The organism is Bacillus sp. FSL K6-0255 (genome assembly GCF_045040725.1).
Lineage (GTDB): Bacteria > Bacillota > Bacilli > Bacillales > Bacillaceae > Bacillus > Bacillus subtilis.
Map to the genome: position 1 here is coordinate 1 of NZ_CP150278.1, position 19540 is coordinate 19540.

Sequence of the window (19540 nt, forward strand, 5' to 3'; positions counted from 1 at the left end):
ATGGAAAATATATTAGACCTGTGGAACCAAGCCCTTGCTCAAATCGAAAAAAAGTTGAGCAAACCGAGTTTTGAGACTTGGATGAAGTCAACCAAAGCCCACTCACTGCAAGGCGATACATTAACAATCACGGCTCCCAATGAATTTGCCAGAGACTGGCTGGAGTCCAGATACTTGCATCTGATTGCAGATACTATATATGAATTAACCGGGGAAGAATTGAGCATTAAGTTTGTCATTCCTCAAAATCAAGATGTTGAGGACTTTATGCCGAAACCGCAAGTCAAAAAAGCGGTCAAAGAAGATACATCTGATTTTCCTCAAAATATGCTCAATCCAAAATATACTTTTGATACTTTTGTCATCGGATCTGGAAACCGATTTGCACACGCAGCTTCCCTCGCAGTAGCGGAAGCACCCGCGAAAGCTTACAACCCTTTATTTATATATGGGGGCGTCGGCTTAGGGAAAACGCACTTAATGCATGCGATCGGCCATTATGTAATAGATCATAATCCTTCTGCCAAAGTGGTTTATCTGTCTTCTGAGAAATTTACAAACGAATTCATCAACTCTATCCGAGATAATAAAGCCGTCGACTTCCGCAATCGCTATCGAAATGTTGATGTGCTTTTGATAGATGATATTCAATTTTTAGCGGGGAAAGAACAAACCCAGGAAGAATTTTTCCATACATTTAACACATTGCACGAAGAAAGCAAACAAATCGTCATTTCAAGTGACCGGCCGCCAAAGGAAATTCCGACACTTGAGGACAGATTGCGCTCACGTTTTGAATGGGGACTTATTACAGATATCACACCGCCTGATCTAGAAACGAGAATTGCAATTTTAAGAAAAAAAGCCAAAGCAGAAGGCCTCGATATTCCGAACGAGGTTATGCTTTACATCGCGAATCAAATCGACAGCAATATTCGGGAACTCGAAGGAGCATTAATCAGAGTTGTCGCTTATTCATCTTTAATTAATAAAGATATTAATGCTGATCTGGCCGCTGAGGCGTTGAAAGATATTATTCCTTCCTCAAAACCGAAAGTCATTACGATAAAGGAAATTCAGAGGGTAGTAGGCCAGCAATTTAATATTAAACTCGAGGATTTCAAAGCAAAAAAACGGACAAAGTCAGTAGCTTTTCCGCGTCAAATCGCCATGTACTTATCAAGGGAAATGACTGATTCCTCTCTTCCTAAAATCGGTGAAGAGTTTGGAGGACGTGATCATACGACCGTTATTCATGCGCATGAAAAAATTTCGAAACTGCTGGCAGATGATGAACAGCTTCAGCAGCATGTAAAAGAAATTAAAGAACAGCTTAAATAGCAGGACCAGGGATCAATCGGGGGAAAGTGTGAATAACTTTTCGGAAGTCATACACAGTCTGTCCACATGTGGATAGGCTGTGTTTCCTGTCTTTTTCACAACTTATCCACAAATCCACAGGCCCTACTATTACTTCTACTATTTTTTATAAATATATATATTAATACATTATCCGTTAGGAGGATAAAAATGAAATTCACGATTCAAAAAGATCGTCTTGTTGAAAGTGTCCAAGATGTATTAAAAGCAGTTTCATCCAGAACCACGATTCCCATTCTGACTGGTATTAAAATTGTTGCATCAGATGATGGAGTATCCTTTACAGGGAGTGACTCAGATATTTCTATTGAATCCTTCATTCCAAAAGAAGAAGGAGATAAAGAAATCGTCACTATTGAACAGCCCGGAAGCATCGTTTTACAGGCTCGCTTTTTTAGTGAAATTGTAAAAAAATTGCCGATGGCAACTGTAGAAATCGAAGTCCAAAATCAGTATTTGACGATTATCCGTTCTGGTAAAGCTGAATTTAATCTAAACGGACTGGATGCTGATGAGTATCCGCACTTGCCGCAGATTGAAGAGCATCATGCGATTCAGATCCCAACTGATTTGTTAAAAAATCTAATCAGACAAACAGTATTTGCAGTGTCCACCTCAGAAACACGCCCTATCTTGACAGGTGTAAACTGGAAAGTGGAGCAAAGTGAATTATTATGCACTGCAACGGATAGCCACCGTCTTGCATTAAGAAAGGCAAAACTTGATATTCCAGAAGACAGATCTTATAACGTCGTGATTCCGGGAAAAAGTTTAACTGAACTCAGCAAGATTTTAGATGACAACCAGGAACTTGTAGATATCGTCATCACAGAAACCCAAGTTCTGTTTAAAGCGAAAAACGTCTTATTCTTCTCACGGCTTCTGGACGGGAATTATCCAGACACAACCAGCCTGATTCCGCAAGACAGCAAAACAGAAATCATTGTGAACACAAAAGAATTCCTTCAGGCCATTGATCGTGCATCTCTTTTAGCTAGAGAGGGACGCAACAACGTTGTAAAACTGTCCGCAAAACCGGCTGAATCCATTGAAATTTCCTCCAACTCGCCGGAAATCGGTAAAGTTGTGGAAGCAATTGTTGCGGATCAAATTGAAGGTGAGGAATTAAATATCTCTTTTAGTCCAAAATATATGCTGGATGCACTAAAGGTGCTTGAAGGAGCAGAAATACGCGTAAGCTTTACAGGCGCAATGAGACCTTTCTTAATTCGCACGCCGAATGATGAAACGATTGTACAGCTTATCCTTCCTGTCAGAACCTATTAATCCGATACACTGCTGCCGACCTGTCGGCAGCTTTTCTATTCGGTATCTGCTCCGACAAGTTTTCCCTTTCCCTAATTCGTTTTTTTTTAGTACAATTAGATATTAGTGATATTTGAAAGAGGTCGATATAATGGCAAATCCGATTTCAATTGATACAGAGATGATTACACTCGGACAATTCTTAAAATTAGCCGATGTGATTCAGTCTGGCGGTATGGCGAAGTGGTTTTTAAGCGAGCATGAAGTGCTTGTGAACGATGAGCCGGACAACCGCCGGGGCAGAAAGCTGTATGTTGGAGATGTGGTAGAGATTGAAGGATTTGGTTCATTTCAAGTCGTCAATTAAAGCGGGTGACACTGATTGTATATCCAGAACTTAGAACTGACATCTTACCGCAACTACGACCATGCTGAACTTCAATTTGAAAATAAAGTAAATGTGATCATCGGAGAAAACGCCCAGGGGAAGACAAACCTCATGGAGGCGATCTATGTCTTGTCCATGGCGAAATCGCACCGGACATCAAATGACAAAGAACTTATACGGTGGGACAAAGACTATGCTAAAATAGAGGGAAGAGTGATGAAGCAAAACGGGGCGATCCCGATGCAGCTCGTTATCTCCAAAAAGGGTAAAAAGGGCAAGGTCAATCATATTGAACAGCAAAAGCTCAGCCAGTATGTCGGGGCCCTCAACACCATTATGTTCGCGCCGGAAGATTTAAATCTTGTAAAGGGAAGCCCTCAAGTGAGAAGGCGGTTTCTTGACATGGAAATCGGACAGGTTTCTCCCGTCTACCTTCACGATCTTTCTCTTTACCAGAAAATCCTTTCCCAGCGGAATCATTTTTTGAAACAGCTGCAAACAAGAAAACAAACTGACCGGACGATGCTCGATGTTCTGACCGATCAGCTTGTAGAAGTTGCAGCAAAAGTCGTCGTAAAACGCCTGCAGTTTACAGCACAGCTCGAGAAATGGGCGCAGCCCATCCATGCAGGCATCTCAAGAGGGCTTGAAGAACTGACCCTGAAATACCATACAGCTCTTGATGTATCAGATCCCCTAGATTTGTCGAAAATAGGAGATAGCTATCAAGAAGCGTTTTCTAAATTAAGAGAAAAAGAAATTGAGCGTGGTGTGACGCTGTCAGGGCCTCATCGTGACGATGTTCTTTTCTATGTGAACGGACGCGATGTGCAGACGTATGGTTCTCAAGGACAGCAGCGAACGACGGCGTTGTCCCTTAAGCTGGCGGAGATTGACCTGATCCATGAAGAAATCGGAGAATATCCCATTTTACTATTGGATGATGTACTGAGTGAACTGGATGATTATCGCCAGTCACACTTGCTTCATACGATCCAAGGCCGTGTACAAACGTTTGTCACAACGACAAGCGTTGATGGCATTGATCACGAAACCTTACGTCAAGCAGGAATGTTCCGTGTGCAAAATGGTGCGTTAGTGAAGTGAAGAAATGAGGTGAGCAATTGTATATTCATTTAGGTGATGACTTTGTGGTTTCAACACGAGATATTGTCGGCATTTTTGACTTTAAAGCCAACATGTCGCCTATTGTTGAAGAATTTCTGAAAAAACAGAAACACAAGGTGGTGCCTTCCGTAAACGGCACGCCCAAATCTATCGTAGTCACGGTTCAGAATATATATTACTCTCCCTTATCTTCCAGCACATTAAAAAAACGTGCGCAATTTATGTTTGAAATAGATTCTTAGAAATTTTTTATCACGAATATATCGTTTAGAAAAGTGTAGGTGAATGACGTGGCTATGGAACAGCAGCAAAACAGTTATGATGAAAATCAGATACAGGTACTAGAAGGATTGGAAGCTGTTCGTAAAAGACCGGGGATGTATATCGGTTCGACAAACAGCAAAGGCCTTCACCACCTGGTATGGGAAATTGTCGACAATAGTATTGACGAAGCCCTCGCCGGTTATTGTACGGATATCAATATCCAAATCGAAAAAGACAACAGTATCACGGTTATAGATAATGGCCGCGGTATTCCAGTCGGTATTCATGAAAAAATGGGCCGTCCTGCGGTAGAAGTCATTATGACGGTGCTTCATGCCGGAGGAAAATTTGACGGAAGCGGCTATAAAGTATCCGGAGGATTACACGGTGTAGGTGCGTCTGTCGTAAACGCACTATCAACAGAGCTTGATGTGACGGTTCACCGTGACGGTAAAATTCACCGCCAAACCTATAAACGCGGAGTTCCGGTTACAGACCTTGAAATCATTGGCGAAACGGATCATACAGGAACGACGACACATTTTGTCCCGGACCCTGAAATTTTCTCAGAAACAACCGAGTATGATTACGATCTGCTTGCTAACCGCGTGCGTGAATTAGCCTTTTTAACAAAGGGTGTAAACATCACGATTGAAGATAAACGTGAAGGACAAGAGCGCAAAAATGAATACCATTACGAAGGCGGAATTAAAAGTTATGTAGAGTATTTAAACCGCTCTAAAGAGGTTGTCCATGAAGAGCCGATTTACATTGAAGGCGAAAAGGACGGCATTACGGTTGAAGTGGCTTTGCAATACAATGACAGCTACACAAGCAACATTTACTCGTTTACAAACAACATTAACACGTACGAAGGCGGTACCCATGAAGCTGGCTTCAAAACGGGCCTGACTCGTGTTATCAACGATTACGCCAGAAAAAAAGGGCTTATTAAAGAAAATGATCCAAACCTAAGCGGAGATGACGTAAGGGAAGGGCTGACAGCGATTATTTCAATCAAACACCCTGATCCGCAGTTTGAGGGCCAAACGAAAACAAAGCTGGGCAACTCAGAAGCACGGACGATCACCGATACGTTATTTTCTACGGCGATGGAAACATTTATGCTGGAAAATCCAGATGCAGCCAAAAAAATTGTCGATAAAGGCTTAATGGCGGCAAGAGCAAGAATGGCTGCGAAAAAAGCCCGTGAACTAACACGTCGTAAGAGTGCTTTGGAAATTTCAAACCTGCCCGGTAAGTTAGCGGACTGCTCTTCAAAAGATCCGAGCATCTCCGAGTTATATATCGTAGAGGGTGACTCTGCCGGAGGATCTGCTAAACAAGGACGCGACAGACATTTCCAAGCCATTTTGCCGCTTAGAGGTAAAATCCTAAACGTTGAAAAGGCCAGACTGGATAAAATTCTTTCTAACAACGAAGTTCGCTCTATGATCACAGCGCTCGGCACAGGCATTGGGGAAGACTTCAACCTTGAGAAAGCCCGTTACCACAAAGTTGTCATTATGACAGATGCCGATGTTGACGGCGCGCACATCAGAACACTGCTGTTAACGTTCTTTTACAGATATATGCGCCAAATTATCGAAAATGGCTACGTGTACATTGCGCAGCCGCCGCTCTACAAGGTTCAACAGGGGAAACGCGTTGAATATGCGTACAATGACAAGGAGCTTGAAGAGCTGTTAAAAACTCTTCCTCAAACGCCTAAGCCTGGACTGCAGCGTTACAAAGGTCTTGGTGAAATGAATGCCACCCAGCTATGGGAGACAACCATGGATCCTAGTTCCAGAACACTTCTTCAGGTAACTCTTGAAGATGCAATGGATGCGGACGAGACTTTTGAAATGCTTATGGGCGACAAGGTAGAACCGCGCCGAAACTTCATAGAAGCGAATGCGAGATACGTTAAAAATCTTGACATCTAATCATAAAAAGCCTTATTTCCAATAAGAAATAAGGCTTTTTTCTGAACAAGATCAGATGCAGCAATGCTTGCAGTACCTATATATTCTAGCAATTTAATGTGTATAATCATAAGTTTATTGATATAATGGAGAATAGTGAAATCGTATTGAAGGTCATAATGGACAATCTACTCCCACATATTTCATGTGATACTTCAGGGAGGTTTTTTAATGAGTGAACAAAACACACCACAAGTTCGTGAAATAAATATCAGTCAGGAAATGCGTACGTCCTTCTTGGATTATGCAATGAGCGTTATCGTGTCCCGTGCTCTTCCAGATGTTCGAGACGGTTTAAAACCGGTTCATAGACGGATTTTGTATGCAATGAATGATTTAGGCATGACAAGTGACAAGCCTTATAAAAAATCCGCGCGTATCGTTGGAGAAGTTATCGGGAAATACCACCCGCACGGTGATTCAGCGGTATATGAATCCATGGTCAGAATGGCTCAGGATTTCAACTACCGTTATATGCTCGTTGACGGTCACGGAAACTTCGGTTCTGTTGACGGAGACTCAGCGGCGGCCATGCGTTATACAGAAGCAAGAATGTCTAAAATCTCAATGGAGATTCTTCGTGACATCACAAAAGACACAATCGATTACCAGGATAACTATGACGGGTCAGAAAGAGAACCTGTCGTTATGCCTTCAAGGTTCCCGAATCTGCTCGTGAACGGTGCTGCCGGCATTGCGGTAGGTATGGCAACAAACATTCCTCCGCACCAGCTGGGAGAAATCATTGACGGTGTACTTGCTGTCAGTGAGAATCCGGACATTACAATTCCAGAGCTTATGGAAGTCATTCCAGGGCCTGATTTCCCGACCGCGGGTCAAATCTTGGGACGCAGCGGTATCCGGAAAGCATACGAATCAGGCCGAGGCTCTATCACGATCCGGGCAAAAGCTGAGATCGAACAAACATCTTCGGGTAAAGAAAGAATTATCGTTACAGAGTTACCTTACCAAGTAAATAAGGCGAAATTAATTGAGAAAATTGCAGATCTCGTAAGGGACAAAAAGATAGAGGGTATCACAGATCTGCGTGATGAGTCAGATCGTACAGGTATGAGAATTGTCATTGAAATCAGACGCGACGCCAATGCAAATGTCATCTTAAACAATCTGTACAAACAAACTGCTCTACAAACATCTTTTGGCATCAACCTGCTTGCACTTGTTGATGGCCAGCCGAAAGTTTTAACTCTTAAGCAATGCCTGGAGCATTACCTCGACCATCAAAAAGTTGTCATTAGACGCCGTACTGCTTATGAATTGCGTAAAGCGGAAGCGAGAGCTCATATCCTGGAAGGATTGAGAGTTGCACTGGATCATCTCGATGCAGTTATCTCCCTTATCCGTAATTCTCAAACGGCTGAAATTGCGAGAACAGGTTTAATTGAACAATTCTCACTGACAGAGAAGCAAGCACAAGCGATCCTTGACATGAGGCTCCAGCGTTTAACGGGACTGGAACGTGAAAAGATCGAAGAAGAATACCAATCTCTTGTTAAATTAATTGCAGAGCTAAAAGACATCTTGGCAAATGAATATAAAGTGCTTGAGATCATTCGTGAAGAACTCACGGAAATCAAAGAGCGTTTTAACGATGAAAGACGTACTGAGATCGTCACTTCTGGACTAGAGACAATTGAAGATGAAGATCTCATTGAGAGAGAAAATATCGTAGTTACTCTGACGCACAACGGATACGTCAAACGTCTTCCTGCATCAACTTACCGCAGTCAAAAACGAGGCGGAAAAGGTGTACAAGGTATGGGAACAAACGAAGATGATTTCGTTGAGCATTTGATCTCTACGTCAACTCATGACACGATTCTCTTCTTCTCGAACAAGGGGAAAGTGTATCGTGCAAAAGGGTATGAAATCCCTGAATACGGCAGAACGGCAAAAGGAATCCCGATTATTAACCTGCTGGAGGTAGAAAAGGGTGAGTGGATCAACGCGATTATTCCAGTCACGGAATTCAATGCGGAGCTTTACCTTTTCTTCACTACAAAGCATGGGGTTTCAAAACGAACATCGCTATCTCAATTCGCTAATATCCGCAACAATGGTCTAATCGCTCTGAGTCTTCGTGAAGATGATGAACTGATGGGTGTACGTCTGACTGACGGCACAAAACAAATCATCATTGGAACGAAAAACGGTTTACTGATCCGTTTCCCTGAAACAGATGTCCGGGAGATGGGAAGAACTGCGGCGGGCGTAAAAGGCATCACTCTGACGGATGACGACGTTGTTGTCGGCATGGAGATTTTAGAGGAAGAATCACACGTCCTTATCGTAACTGAAAAAGGGTACGGAAAACGAACTCCGGCTGAAGAGTACAGAACCCAAAGCCGGGGCGGAAAAGGACTCAAAACAGCGAAAATCACCGAGAACAACGGCCAACTAGTAGCAGTGAAAGCTACTAAAGGTGAAGAGGATCTAATGATTATTACAGCTAGCGGCGTACTCATCAGAATGGACATCAATGATATCTCCATCACCGGACGTGTCACTCAAGGTGTGCGTCTCATCAGAATGGCAGAAGAAGAGCATGTTGCTACAGTAGCTTTAGTAGAGAAAAACGAAGAAGATGAGAATGAAGAAGAACAAGAAGAAGTGTGAGAAAAAGCGCAGCTGAAATAGCTGCGCTTTTTTGTGTCATAACCCTTTACAGTCATAAAAATTATGGTATAATCATTTCTGTTGTCTTTTTAAAGACACAAGCATGACCATTATGACTAGTAAAAACTTTTTTAAAAAAGTATTGACCTAGATAACTAAAAATGTTACTATTAAGTAGTCGCTTCGAGAGAAGCACACAAAGTTCTTTGAAAACTAAACAAGACAAAACGTACCTGTTAATTCATTTTTATAAATCGCACAGCGATGTGCGTAGTCAGTCAAACTAGGGCCTGCACGACGCAGGTCACACAGGTGTCACCGCAGGATGCGGTGAACTTAACCTGTGATCCATTTATCGGAGAGTTTGATCCTGGCTCAGGACGAACGCTGGCGGCGTGCCTAATACATGCAAGTCGAGCGGACAGATGGGAGCTTGCTCCCTGATGTTAGCGGCGGACGGGTGAGTAACACGTGGGTAACCTGCCTGTAAGACTGGGATAACTCCGGGAAACCGGGGCTAATACCGGATGGTTGTTTGAACCGCATGGTTCAAACATAAAAGGTGGCTTCGGCTACCACTTACAGATGGACCCGCGGCGCATTAGCTAGTTGGTGAGGTAACGGCTCACCAAGGCAACGATGCGTAGCCGACCTGAGAGGGTGATCGGCCACACTGGGACTGAGACACGGCCCAGACTCCTACGGGAGGCAGCAGTAGGGAATCTTCCGCAATGGACGAAAGTCTGACGGAGCAACGCCGCGTGAGTGATGAAGGTTTTCGGATCGTAAAGCTCTGTTGTTAGGGAAGAACAAGTACCGTTCGAATAGGGCGGTACCTTGACGGTACCTAACCAGAAAGCCACGGCTAACTACGTGCCAGCAGCCGCGGTAATACGTAGGTGGCAAGCGTTGTCCGGAATTATTGGGCGTAAAGGGCTCGCAGGCGGTTTCTTAAGTCTGATGTGAAAGCCCCCGGCTCAACCGGGGAGGGTCATTGGAAACTGGGGAACTTGAGTGCAGAAGAGGAGAGTGGAATTCCACGTGTAGCGGTGAAATGCGTAGAGATGTGGAGGAACACCAGTGGCGAAGGCGACTCTCTGGTCTGTAACTGACGCTGAGGAGCGAAAGCGTGGGGAGCGAACAGGATTAGATACCCTGGTAGTCCACGCCGTAAACGATGAGTGCTAAGTGTTAGGGGGTTTCCGCCCCTTAGTGCTGCAGCTAACGCATTAAGCACTCCGCCTGGGGAGTACGGTCGCAAGACTGAAACTCAAAGGAATTGACGGGGGCCCGCACAAGCGGTGGAGCATGTGGTTTAATTCGAAGCAACGCGAAGAACCTTACCAGGTCTTGACATCCTCTGACAATCCTAGAGATAGGACGTCCCCTTCGGGGGCAGAGTGACAGGTGGTGCATGGTTGTCGTCAGCTCGTGTCGTGAGATGTTGGGTTAAGTCCCGCAACGAGCGCAACCCTTGATCTTAGTTGCCAGCATTCAGTTGGGCACTCTAAGGTGACTGCCGGTGACAAACCGGAGGAAGGTGGGGATGACGTCAAATCATCATGCCCCTTATGACCTGGGCTACACACGTGCTACAATGGACAGAACAAAGGGCAGCGAAACCGCGAGGTTAAGCCAATCCCACAAATCTGTTCTCAGTTCGGATCGCAGTCTGCAACTCGACTGCGTGAAGCTGGAATCGCTAGTAATCGCGGATCAGCATGCCGCGGTGAATACGTTCCCGGGCCTTGTACACACCGCCCGTCACACCACGAGAGTTTGTAACACCCGAAGTCGGTGAGGTAACCTTTTAGGAGCCAGCCGCCGAAGGTGGGACAGATGATTGGGGTGAAGTCGTAACAAGGTAGCCGTATCGGAAGGTGCGGCTGGATCACCTCCTTTCTAAGGATATTATACGGAATATAAGACCTTGGGTCTTATAAACAGAACGTTCCCTGTCTTGTTTAGTTTTGAAGGAACTTTGTTCCTTGAATAAGTTAAGATGGGCCTGTAGCTCAGCTGGTTAGAGCGCACGCCTGATAAGCGTGAGGTCGGTGGTTCGAGTCCACTCAGGCCCACCATCTTATATAACGGGGCCTTAGCTCAGCTGGGAGAGCGCCTGCTTTGCACGCAGGAGGTCAGCGGTTCGATCCCGCTAGGCTCCACCAACGTGTTCTTTGAAAACTAGATAACAGTAGACATCACATTCAATAGTAATACAAGATATCACATAGTGATTCTTTTTAACGGTTAAGTTAGAAAGGGCGCACGGTGGATGCCTTGGCACTAGGAGCCGATGAAGGACGGGACGAACACCGATATGCTTCGGGGAGCTGTAAGCAAGCTTTGATCCGGAGATTTCCGAATGGGGAAACCCACCACTCGTAATGGAGTGGTATCCATATCTGAATTCATAGGATATGAGAAGGCAGACCCGGGGAACTGAAACATCTAAGTACCCGGAGGAAGAGAAAGCAAATGCGATTCCCTGAGTAGCGGCGAGCGAAACGGGATTAGCCCAAACCAAGAGGCTTGCCTCTTGGGGTTGTAGGACACTCTATACGGAGTTACAAAAGAACGAGGTAGATGAAGAGGTCTGGAAAGGCCCGCCATAGGAGGTAACAGCCCTGTAGTCAAAACTTCGTTCTCTCCTGAGTGGATCCTGAGTACGGCGGAACACGTGAAATTCCGTCGGAATCCGGGAGGACCATCTCCCAAGGCTAAATACTCCCTAGTGACCGATAGTGAACCAGTACCGTGAGGGAAAGGTGAAAAGCACCCCGGAAGGGGAGTGAAAGAGATCCTGAAACCGTGTGCCTACAAGTAGTCAGAGCCCGTTAACGGGTGATGGCGTGCCTTTTGTAGAATGAACCGGCGAGTTACGATCCCGTGCAAGGTTAAGCAGAAGATGCGGAGCCGCAGCGAAAGCGAGTCTGAATAGGGCGCATGAGTACGTGGTCGTAGACCCGAAACCAGGTGATCTACCCATGTCCAGGGTGAAGTTCAGGTAACACTGAATGGAGGCCCGAACCCACGCACGTTGAAAAGTGCGGGGATGAGGTGTGGGTAGGGGTGAAATGCCAATCGAACCTGGAGATAGCTGGTTCTCTCCGAAATAGCTTTAGGGCTAGCCTCAAGGTAAGAGTCTTGGAGGTAGAGCACTGATTGGACTAGGGGCCCCTACCGGGTTACCGAATTCAGTCAAACTCCGAATGCCAATGACTTATCCTTGGGAGTCAGACTGCGAGTGATAAGATCCGTAGTCGAAAGGGAAACAGCCCAGACCGCCAGCTAAGGTCCCAAAGTATACGTTAAGTGGAAAAGGATGTGGAGTTGCTTAGACAACCAGGATGTTGGCTTAGAAGCAGCCACCATTTAAAGAGTGCGTAATAGCTCACTGGTCGAGTGACTCTGCGCCGAAAATGTACCGGGGCTAAACGTATCACCGAAGCTGCGGACTGTTCTTCGAACAGTGGTAGGAGAGCGTTCTAAGGGCTGTGAAGCCAGACCGGAAGGACTGGTGGAGCGCTTAGAAGTGAGAATGCCGGTATGAGTAGCGAAAGAGGGGTGAGAATCCCCTCCACCGAATGCCTAAGGTTTCCTGAGGAAGGCTCGTCCGCTCAGGGTTAGTCGGGACCTAAGCCGAGGCCGAAAGGCGTAGGCGATGGACAACAGGTTGATATTCCTGTACCACCTCCTCACCATTTGAGCAATGGGGGGACGCAGGAGGATAGGGTAAGCGCGGTATTGGATATCCGCGTCCAAGCAGTTAGGCTGGGAAATAGGCAAATCCGTTTCCCATAAGGCTGAGCTGTGATGGCGAGCGAAATATAGTAGCGAAGTTCCTGATTCCACACTGCCAAGAAAAGCCTCTAGCGAGGTGAGAGGTGCCCGTACCGCAAACCGACACAGGTAGGCGAGGAGAGAATCCTAAGGTGATCGAGAGAACTCTCGTTAAGGAACTCGGCAAAATGACCCCGTAACTTCGGGAGAAGGGGTGCTCTGTTAGGGTGCAAGCCCGAGAGAGCCGCAGTGAATAGGCCCAGGCGACTGTTTAGCAAAAACACAGGTCTCTGCGAAGCCGTAAGGCGAAGTATAGGGGCTGACGCCTGCCCGGTGCTGGAAGGTTAAGAGGAGCGCTTAGCGTAAGCGAAGGTGCGAATTGAAGCCCCAGTAAACGGCGGCCGTAACTATAACGGTCCTAAGGTAGCGAAATTCCTTGTCGGGTAAGTTCCGACCCGCACGAAAGGCGCAACGATCTGGGCACTGTCTCAACGAGAGACTCGGTGAAATTATAGTACCTGTGAAGATGCAGGTTACCCGCGACAGGACGGAAAGACCCCGTGGAGCTTTACTGCAGCCTGATATTGAATGTTGGTACAGCTTGTACAGGATAGGTAGGAGCCTTGGAAACCGGAGCGCCAGCTTCGGTGGAGGCATCGGTGGGATACTACCCTGGCTGTATTGACCTTCTAACCCGCCGCCCTTATCGGGCGGGGAGACAGTGTCAGGTGGGCAGTTTGACTGGGGCGGTCGCCTCCTAAAAGGTAACGGAGGCGCCCAAAGGTTCCCTCAGAATGGTTGGAAATCATTCGCAGAGTGTAAAGGCACAAGGGAGCTTGACTGCGAGACCTACAAGTCGAGCAGGGACGAAAGTCGGGCTTAGTGATCCGGTGGTTCCGCATGGAAGGGCCATCGCTCAACGGATAAAAGCTACCCCGGGGATAACAGGCTTATCTCCCCCAAGAGTCCACATCGACGGGGAGGTTTGGCACCTCGATGTCGGCTCATCGCATCCTGGGGCTGTAGTCGGTCCCAAGGGTTGGGCTGTTCGCCCATTAAAGCGGTACGCGAGCTGGGTTCAGAACGTCGTGAGACAGTTCGGTCCCTATCCGTCGCGGGCGCAGGAAATTTGAGAGGAGCTGTCCTTAGTACGAGAGGACCGGGATGGACGCACCGCTGGTGTACCAGTTGTTCTGCCAAGGGCATCGCTGGGTAGCTATGTGCGGACGGGATAAGTGCTGAAAGCATCTAAGCATGAAGCCCCCCTCAAGATGAGATTTCCCATTCCGCAAGGAAGTAAGATCCCTGAAAGATGATCAGGTTGATAGGTCTGAGGTGGAAGTGTGGCGACACATGGAGCTGACAGATACTAATCGATCGAGGACTTAACCATATTTTTGAATGATGTCACATCTGTTATCTAGTTTTGAGAGAACACTCTCAATTTGTTTGGTGGCGATAGCGAAGAGGTCACACCCGTTCCCATACCGAACACGGAAGTTAAGCTCTTCAGCGCCGATGGTAGTCGGGGGTTTCCCCCTGTGAGAGTAGGACGCCGCCAAGCAAGTTTAAACCCAGCTCATTGAGCTGGGTTTTTTGTTTGTTAAAAATGAAGAAGAAACTGTGAAGCGTATTTAGGGAATTTCTTTTCTGATACTAATAAAAACTGCTGAATTAACACGTAGTCATCACTTATATGCTGTGTTAATAACTCATACCACCATTCTGTTTCATACCTTGCAATCATCCCAACGTTGTACAAAATCAAATAATGAATTGTCATTTCGGGAAGCCTCAGAAATTGCTCCCTTTGAGAAGGGATATAATATTGGTTCTTTTCCATGTCAAACAATAAGCTGGTCGATGTCCATGGCTCCTTGTCTTGTGGTGAAATTTCGAACAGCAGCCCGTGTTCATTTTTTTTTGTAAAAGACCATTGATAATGATGGGACATGTATTCAGCAAACCTTGAATCAGACATTTTGTAATTGATTACTACTTCCTCCGGTACAAAAATTTCGTTCTTATCCTTCTCAACTTTTGTCATAAATCGTTCTTTCTGCTGAAAGTAGAAAATATCGCTAAGTTCTGGAATGGCCATTAATAATTTTTTCATGGTATACCGTTCATCTACTATATCCGATTGTCCGAATAAATGTTTCATAAAATGCACGCATAGGCCATTTCGTTGTATTTTCACTTCATCATCGCTAAAACAATAATTTTGTTTCTTTCGTTTTCTTGTTGTTACGCCATGTGCCAGTACTGATGTATGGCTTGGATAATGAGGATCACGTGTAATTAAGCATGCTTTGATAAGCTGTGCCATTCCATAAAATAAAAGAATCGGTTTGATTTCTAAGGGAGAATATGCGGCTTGTTTATAAAACGATTCGGCATGCTTTAAGAAATAAATAAACCGTTCACTGTTTTTAAAAGAGTTTTTTTTCGCATCGTCAATACCGTTTAAGATATAAACCTTTTCTAGAAATTTCTGGGTTGATTCAACGGAGTAAAATAGCGCTAAGTCTTTCCACTCATGATATGTCATGTATATTTCTTAATCCTTTCCGTTATCTAAATATTTCAACTCTTTCCCGCTTCCTTGACATGCTCTTGGCTAGTTGATAATCTACATATAATATTTTGCCGAAAAGAGGGGGATTTACTAATGTGGGAAAGTAAATTTTCAAAAGAAGGCTTAACGTTCGACGATGTGCTGCTTGTACCAGCAAAGTCTGAGGTACTTCCGCGTGATGTGGATTTATCTGTAGAACTTACAAAAACGTTAAAGCTAAATATTCCTGTCATCAGCGCAGGTATGGACACTGTAACAGAATCAGCAATGGCAATTGCAATGGCAAGACAGGGCGGCTTGGGCATCATTCACAAAAATATGTCCATTGAACAGCAGGCTGAACAAGTTGATAAAGTAAAGCGTTCTGAGCGCGGCGTTATCACAAATCCCTTCTTTTTAACTCCTGATCACCAAGTATTTGATGCGGAGCATTTGATGGGGAAATACAGAATTTCCGGTGTTCCGATTGTAAATAACGAAGAAGACCAGAAGCTTGTTGGAATTATTACAAACCGTGACCTTCGTTTTATTTCTGACTACTCAATGAAAATTAGCGACGTCATGACGAAAGAAGAGCTAGTTACTGCATCTGTAGGAACTACTCTGGATGAAGCTGAAAAGATTTTGCAGAAACATAAAATTGAAAAGCTTCCTCTCGTAGATGACCAGAATAAATTAAAAGGTCTTATCACAATTAAAGACATTGAAAAAGTCATTGAGTTCCCGAACTCATCTAAAGACATTCACGGCCGCCTGATCGTTGGCGCGGCAGTTGGTGTAACTGGCGATACAATGACTCGCGTCAAAAAGCTTGTTGAAGCCAATGTTGATGTGATTGTTATCGATACAGCTCACGGACACTCTCAAGGCGTTTTAAACACAGTCACAAAAATCCGTGAAACGTATCCCGAATTAAACATTATTGCTGGAAACGTGGCAACAGCTGAAGCGACAAGAGCGCTTATCGAAGCTGGAGCAGACGTTGTCAAAGTTGGAATAGGGCCTGGTTCAATTTGTACTACACGTGTTGTAGCCGGCGTGGGTGTTCCGCAAATTACAGCAATTTATGATTGTGCGACTGAAGCAAGAAAACACGGCAAAACAATCATCGCCGACGGTGGGATTAAATTCTCTGGCGATATCACTAAAGCATTGGCAGCCGGCGGACATGCTGTTATGCTCGGAAGCTTGCTTGCAGGCACATCAGAAAGCCCTGGTGAAACTGAAATCTACCAAGGCAGAAGATTTAAGGTATACCGCGGCATGGGATCAGTTGCTGCAATGGAAAAAGGAAGTAAAGACCGTTACTTCCAAGAAGAAAACAAAAAATTTGTTCCTGAAGGAATTGAAGGACGCACACCTTACAAAGGGCCAGTTGAAGAAACCGTTTATCAGCTAGTCGGAGGCCTTCGTTCTGGTATGGGGTATTGCGGGTCCAAAGATCTGCGTGCGCTAAGAGAAGAAGCTCAGTTCATTCGCATGACTGGCGCAGGACTTCGCGAAAGCCATCCGCATGACGTACAGATTACAAAAGAATCACCTAACTATACAATTTCATAATAAATTGTTACAAATTAAAAACATTTGACAGGGTCTCTGACTCTGTCTATTTTTTTTATACTGATTATGATAAAATTTATACTGTTGTGCATTGAAAATGTCCTTAACGGCTTAATTATAGATGAAGAAAATGAAATACGGAGGTCGTACGATTGAACATCAAGAAATGTAAACAGCTACTGATGTCATTGGTTGTGTTAACTCTAGCTGTCACGTGTCTGGCTCCAATGTCAAAAGCAAAAGCAGCCAGCGATCCAATTGATATCAATGCATCTGCTGCTATTATGATCGAAGCTTCTTCAGGTAAAATTCTTTACAGTAAAAATGCAGATAAGAGACTGCCAATTGCGAGTATGACAAAAATGATGACAGAGTATCTGTTATTGGAAGCAATTGATCAAGGTAAAGTGAAATGGGACCAAACCTATACGCCTGATGACTATGTGTATGAAATTTCCCAAGATAACAGCTTATCAAACGTTCCTCTTCGGAAAGACGGGAAATACACAGTAAAAGAATTATATCAAGCTACAGCAATTTATTCTGCAAATGCTGCTGCTATTGCGATTGCAGAAATCGTTGCCGGTTCTGAAACTAAGTTTGTTGAAAAAATGAATGCAAAAGCAAAAGAACTAGGCTTAACAGATTACAAATTTGTTAACGCAACAGGTCTTGAAAACAAAGATCTTCACGGGCATCAGCCTGAGGGGACAAGCGTAAATGAAGAAAGTGAAGTTTCTGCAAAGGATATGGCGATTCTTGCGGATCACTTGATTACTGATTACCCTGAGATACTGGAGACTTCCAGTATCGCCAAAACGAAATTCAGAGAAGGCACCGATGATGAAATGGACATGCCGAACTGGAATTTTATGCTGAAGGGGCTTGTCAGCGAGTATAAAAAAGCGACTGTAGACGGACTGAAAACAGGTTCTACTGACTCTGCGGGTTCATGCTTTACAGGAACAGCTGAACGCAACGGTATGCGTGTCATCACTGTTGTTTTAAACGCAAAGGGCAACCTTCATACAGGCCGTTTCGATGAAACGAAAAAAATGTTTGATTATGCTTTCGACAATTTCTCCATGAAAGAAATTTATGCTGAAGGCGATCAAGTAAAAGACCATAAAACAATTTCAGTTGATAAGGGTAAAGAGAAAGAAGTAGGCATTGTGACAAACAAGGCGTTCTCTCTTCCTGTCAAAAATGGTGAAGAAAAGAATTACAAAGCGAAGGTCACACTGAATAAAGACAACTTAACTGCTCCTGTGAAAAAAGGAACCAAGGTTGGGAAGCTGACTGCGGAATACACAGGTGATGAAAAGGATTACGGATTCATTAACAGCGATCTGGCTGGCGTAGACCTTGTTACAAAAGAAAATGTAGAAAAAGCAAACTGGTTTGTTTTGACAATGCGCAGTATCGGCGGATTTTTTGCCGGAATTTGGGGAAGCATTGTTGATACGGTAACCGGCTGGTTTTAATCAATTGAAAGAGCTCTGATGGATGTTAGGGCTCTTTCGCGTAATATACTGAAAAAACCCAATTTTTAATAAAAAATGATTTTCAAAGCGTTAAAAACCGAATAAAATAGTATATATCCATATGAATTATTGGATTTCTAGGATACAATAAGAATTAGAAATCATATAACTATACCTTGATTAGGGGGACCAAGAAATGGCTCAAACAGGTACTGAACGTGTAAAACGCGGAATGGCAGAAATGCAAAAAGGCGGCGTCATCATGGACGTCATCAATGCGGAACAAGCGAAAATCGCTGAAGAAGCTGGAGCTGTCGCTGTAATGGCGCTAGAACGTGTGCCAGCAGATATTCGCGCGGCTGGAGGAGTTGCCCGTATGGCTGACCCTACAATCGTGGAAGAAGTAATGAATGCAGTATCTATCCCGGTAATGGCAAAAGCGCGTATCGGACATATTGTTGAAGCGCGTGTGCTTGAAGCTATGGGTGTTGACTATATTGATGAAAGTGAAGTTCTGACGCCGGCTGACGAAGAATTTCATTTAAATAAAAATGAATACACAGTTCCTTTTGTCTGTGGCTGCCGTGATCTTGGTGAAGCAACACGCCGTATTGCGGAAGGTGCTTCTATGCTTCGCACAAAAGGTGAGCCTGGAACAGGTAATATTGTTGAGGCTGTTCGCCATATGCGCAAAGTTAACGCTCAAGTGCGCAAAGTAGTTGCGATGAGTGAGGATGAACTAATGACAGAAGCGAAAAACCTAGGTGCTCCTTACGAGCTTCTTCTTCAAATTAAAAAAGACGGCAAGCTTCCTGTCGTTAACTTTGCCGCTGGCGGCGTAGCAACTCCAGCTGATGCTGCTCTCATGATGCAGCTCGGTGCTGACGGAGTATTTGTTGGTTCTGGTATTTTCAAGTCAGACAACCCTGCTAAATTTGCGAAAGCAATTGTGGAAGCAACAACTCACTTCACTGATTACAAATTGATCGCTGAGCTGTCAAAAGAGCTTGGTACTGCAATGAAAGGGATTGAAATCTCAAACTTGCTTCCAGAACAGCGTATGCAAGAACGCGGCTGGTAAGAA

At 44.7% G+C, this 19540-nt stretch carries 11 protein-coding genes, 2 tRNA genes and 3 rRNA genes; 15 read left to right on the forward strand and 1 reads right to left on the reverse strand.

Annotated features, from left to right (window positions below; translation table 11 throughout):
* The 12 genes from dnaA to rrf all read left to right on the forward strand — a co-directional run bounded on the left by dnaA (nucleotide 1) and on the right by rrf (nucleotide 14398).
* A complete protein-coding gene (gene dnaA / locus MHB62_RS00005; protein WP_003242674.1) occupies nucleotides 1-1341 on the forward strand; it encodes a chromosomal replication initiator protein DnaA in 1341 nt (446 codons plus the stop codon).
* A gap of 189 nt (nucleotides 1342-1530) precedes the next feature.
* Nucleotides 1531-2667, forward strand: coding sequence for a DNA polymerase III subunit beta (gene dnaN / locus MHB62_RS00010; protein ID WP_003242509.1), 1137 nt, complete (start codon nucleotides 1531-1533; stop codon nucleotides 2665-2667).
* Between the two features lie 130 nt (nucleotides 2668-2797).
* A complete protein-coding gene (gene rlbA / locus MHB62_RS00015) occupies nucleotides 2798-3013 on the forward strand; it encodes a ribosome maturation protein RlbA (RefSeq protein WP_003226810.1) in 216 nt (71 codons plus the stop codon).
* A gap of 15 nt (nucleotides 3014-3028) precedes the next feature.
* Nucleotides 3029-4141, forward strand: a complete 1113-nt coding sequence (gene recF, locus MHB62_RS00020; RefSeq protein WP_003243515.1) for a DNA replication/repair protein RecF — start codon at nucleotides 3029-3031, stop codon at nucleotides 4139-4141.
* A gap of 17 nt (nucleotides 4142-4158) precedes the next feature.
* On the forward strand, nucleotides 4159-4404 hold the full coding sequence (remB, locus tag MHB62_RS00025) for an extracellular matrix regulator RemB (protein WP_003219266.1): 246 nt from the start codon (nucleotides 4159-4161) through the stop codon (nucleotides 4402-4404).
* Nucleotides 4405-4458: 54 nt separating this feature from the next.
* Nucleotides 4459-6375, forward strand: coding sequence for a DNA topoisomerase (ATP-hydrolyzing) subunit B (gene gyrB, locus MHB62_RS00030; RefSeq protein ID WP_032722831.1), 1917 nt, complete (start codon nucleotides 4459-4461; stop codon nucleotides 6373-6375).
* 210 nt (nucleotides 6376-6585) lie between these two features.
* On the forward strand, nucleotides 6586-9051 hold the full coding sequence (gene gyrA / locus MHB62_RS00035; protein WP_003244540.1) for a DNA topoisomerase (ATP-hydrolyzing) subunit A: 2466 nt from the start codon (nucleotides 6586-6588) through the stop codon (nucleotides 9049-9051).
* A 352-nt stretch (nucleotides 9052-9403) separates the two neighbouring features.
* Nucleotides 9404-10953 (forward strand): 16S ribosomal RNA (locus MHB62_RS00040).
* Between the two features lie 102 nt (nucleotides 10954-11055).
* Nucleotides 11056-11132, forward strand: a tRNA-Ile gene (locus tag MHB62_RS00045).
* A gap of 11 nt (nucleotides 11133-11143) precedes the next feature.
* Nucleotides 11144-11219: transfer RNA gene (locus MHB62_RS00050), tRNA-Ala, on the forward strand.
* An 80-nt stretch (nucleotides 11220-11299) separates the two neighbouring features.
* Nucleotides 11300-14227 (forward strand): 23S ribosomal RNA (locus tag MHB62_RS00055).
* Nucleotides 14228-14282: 55 nt separating this feature from the next.
* A 5S ribosomal RNA gene (gene rrf, locus MHB62_RS00060) occupies nucleotides 14283-14398 on the forward strand.
* Together the 16S, 23S and 5S rRNA genes with 2 tRNA genes alongside form the textbook arrangement of a ribosomal RNA operon.
* A gap of 39 nt (nucleotides 14399-14437) precedes the next feature.
* Here the strand turns inward: rrf and MHB62_RS00065 are convergent.
* Nucleotides 14438-15385 carry a YaaC family protein gene (locus MHB62_RS00065; RefSeq protein ID WP_029317163.1) on the reverse strand — a complete coding sequence of 316 codons (948 nt, stop codon included), beginning with the start codon at nucleotides 15383-15385 and terminating at the stop codon, nucleotides 14438-14440.
* Nucleotides 15386-15505: 120 nt separating this feature from the next.
* Between MHB62_RS00065 and guaB the strand changes: the two genes are divergently transcribed.
* The 3 genes from guaB (at nucleotide 15506) to pdxS (ending at nucleotide 19537) form a co-directional block, all read left to right on the forward strand.
* A complete protein-coding gene (gene guaB, locus MHB62_RS00070) occupies nucleotides 15506-16972 on the forward strand; it encodes an IMP dehydrogenase (protein ID WP_003226803.1) in 1467 nt (488 codons plus the stop codon).
* Nucleotides 16973-17124: 152 nt separating this feature from the next.
* Entirely contained in the window at nucleotides 17125-18456 is a 1332-nt protein-coding gene (gene dacA, locus MHB62_RS00075; protein ID WP_015715084.1) for a D-alanyl-D-alanine carboxypeptidase, read from the forward strand.
* A 196-nt stretch (nucleotides 18457-18652) separates the two neighbouring features.
* Nucleotides 18653-19537 carry a pyridoxal 5'-phosphate synthase lyase subunit PdxS gene (gene pdxS, locus MHB62_RS00080; RefSeq protein WP_003247145.1) on the forward strand — a complete coding sequence of 295 codons (885 nt, stop codon included), beginning with the start codon at nucleotides 18653-18655 and terminating at the stop codon, nucleotides 19535-19537.
* Nucleotides 19538-19540 lie beyond the last annotated feature (3 nt).

Coding starts and splice junctions, on each gene's coding strand:
- dnaA (WP_003242674.1), top strand. CDS start 1: ATGGAAAATATATTAGACCTGTGGAACCAAGCCCTTGCTCAAATCGAA.
- dnaN (WP_003242509.1), top strand. CDS start 1,531: ATGAAATTCACGATTCAAAAAGATCGTCTTGTTGAAAGTGTCCAAGAT.
- rlbA (WP_003226810.1), top strand. CDS start 2,798: ATGGCAAATCCGATTTCAATTGATACAGAGATGATTACACTCGGACAA.
- gyrB (WP_032722831.1), top strand. CDS start 4,459: ATGGAACAGCAGCAAAACAGTTATGATGAAAATCAGATACAGGTACTA.
- gyrA (WP_003244540.1), top strand. CDS start 6,586: ATGAGTGAACAAAACACACCACAAGTTCGTGAAATAAATATCAGTCAG.
- MHB62_RS00065 (WP_029317163.1), bottom strand. CDS start 15,385: ATGACATATCATGAGTGGAAAGACTTAGCGCTATTTTACTCCGTTGAA.
- guaB (WP_003226803.1), top strand. CDS start 15,506: ATGTGGGAAAGTAAATTTTCAAAAGAAGGCTTAACGTTCGACGATGTG.
- pdxS (WP_003247145.1), top strand. CDS start 18,653: ATGGCTCAAACAGGTACTGAACGTGTAAAACGCGGAATGGCAGAAATG.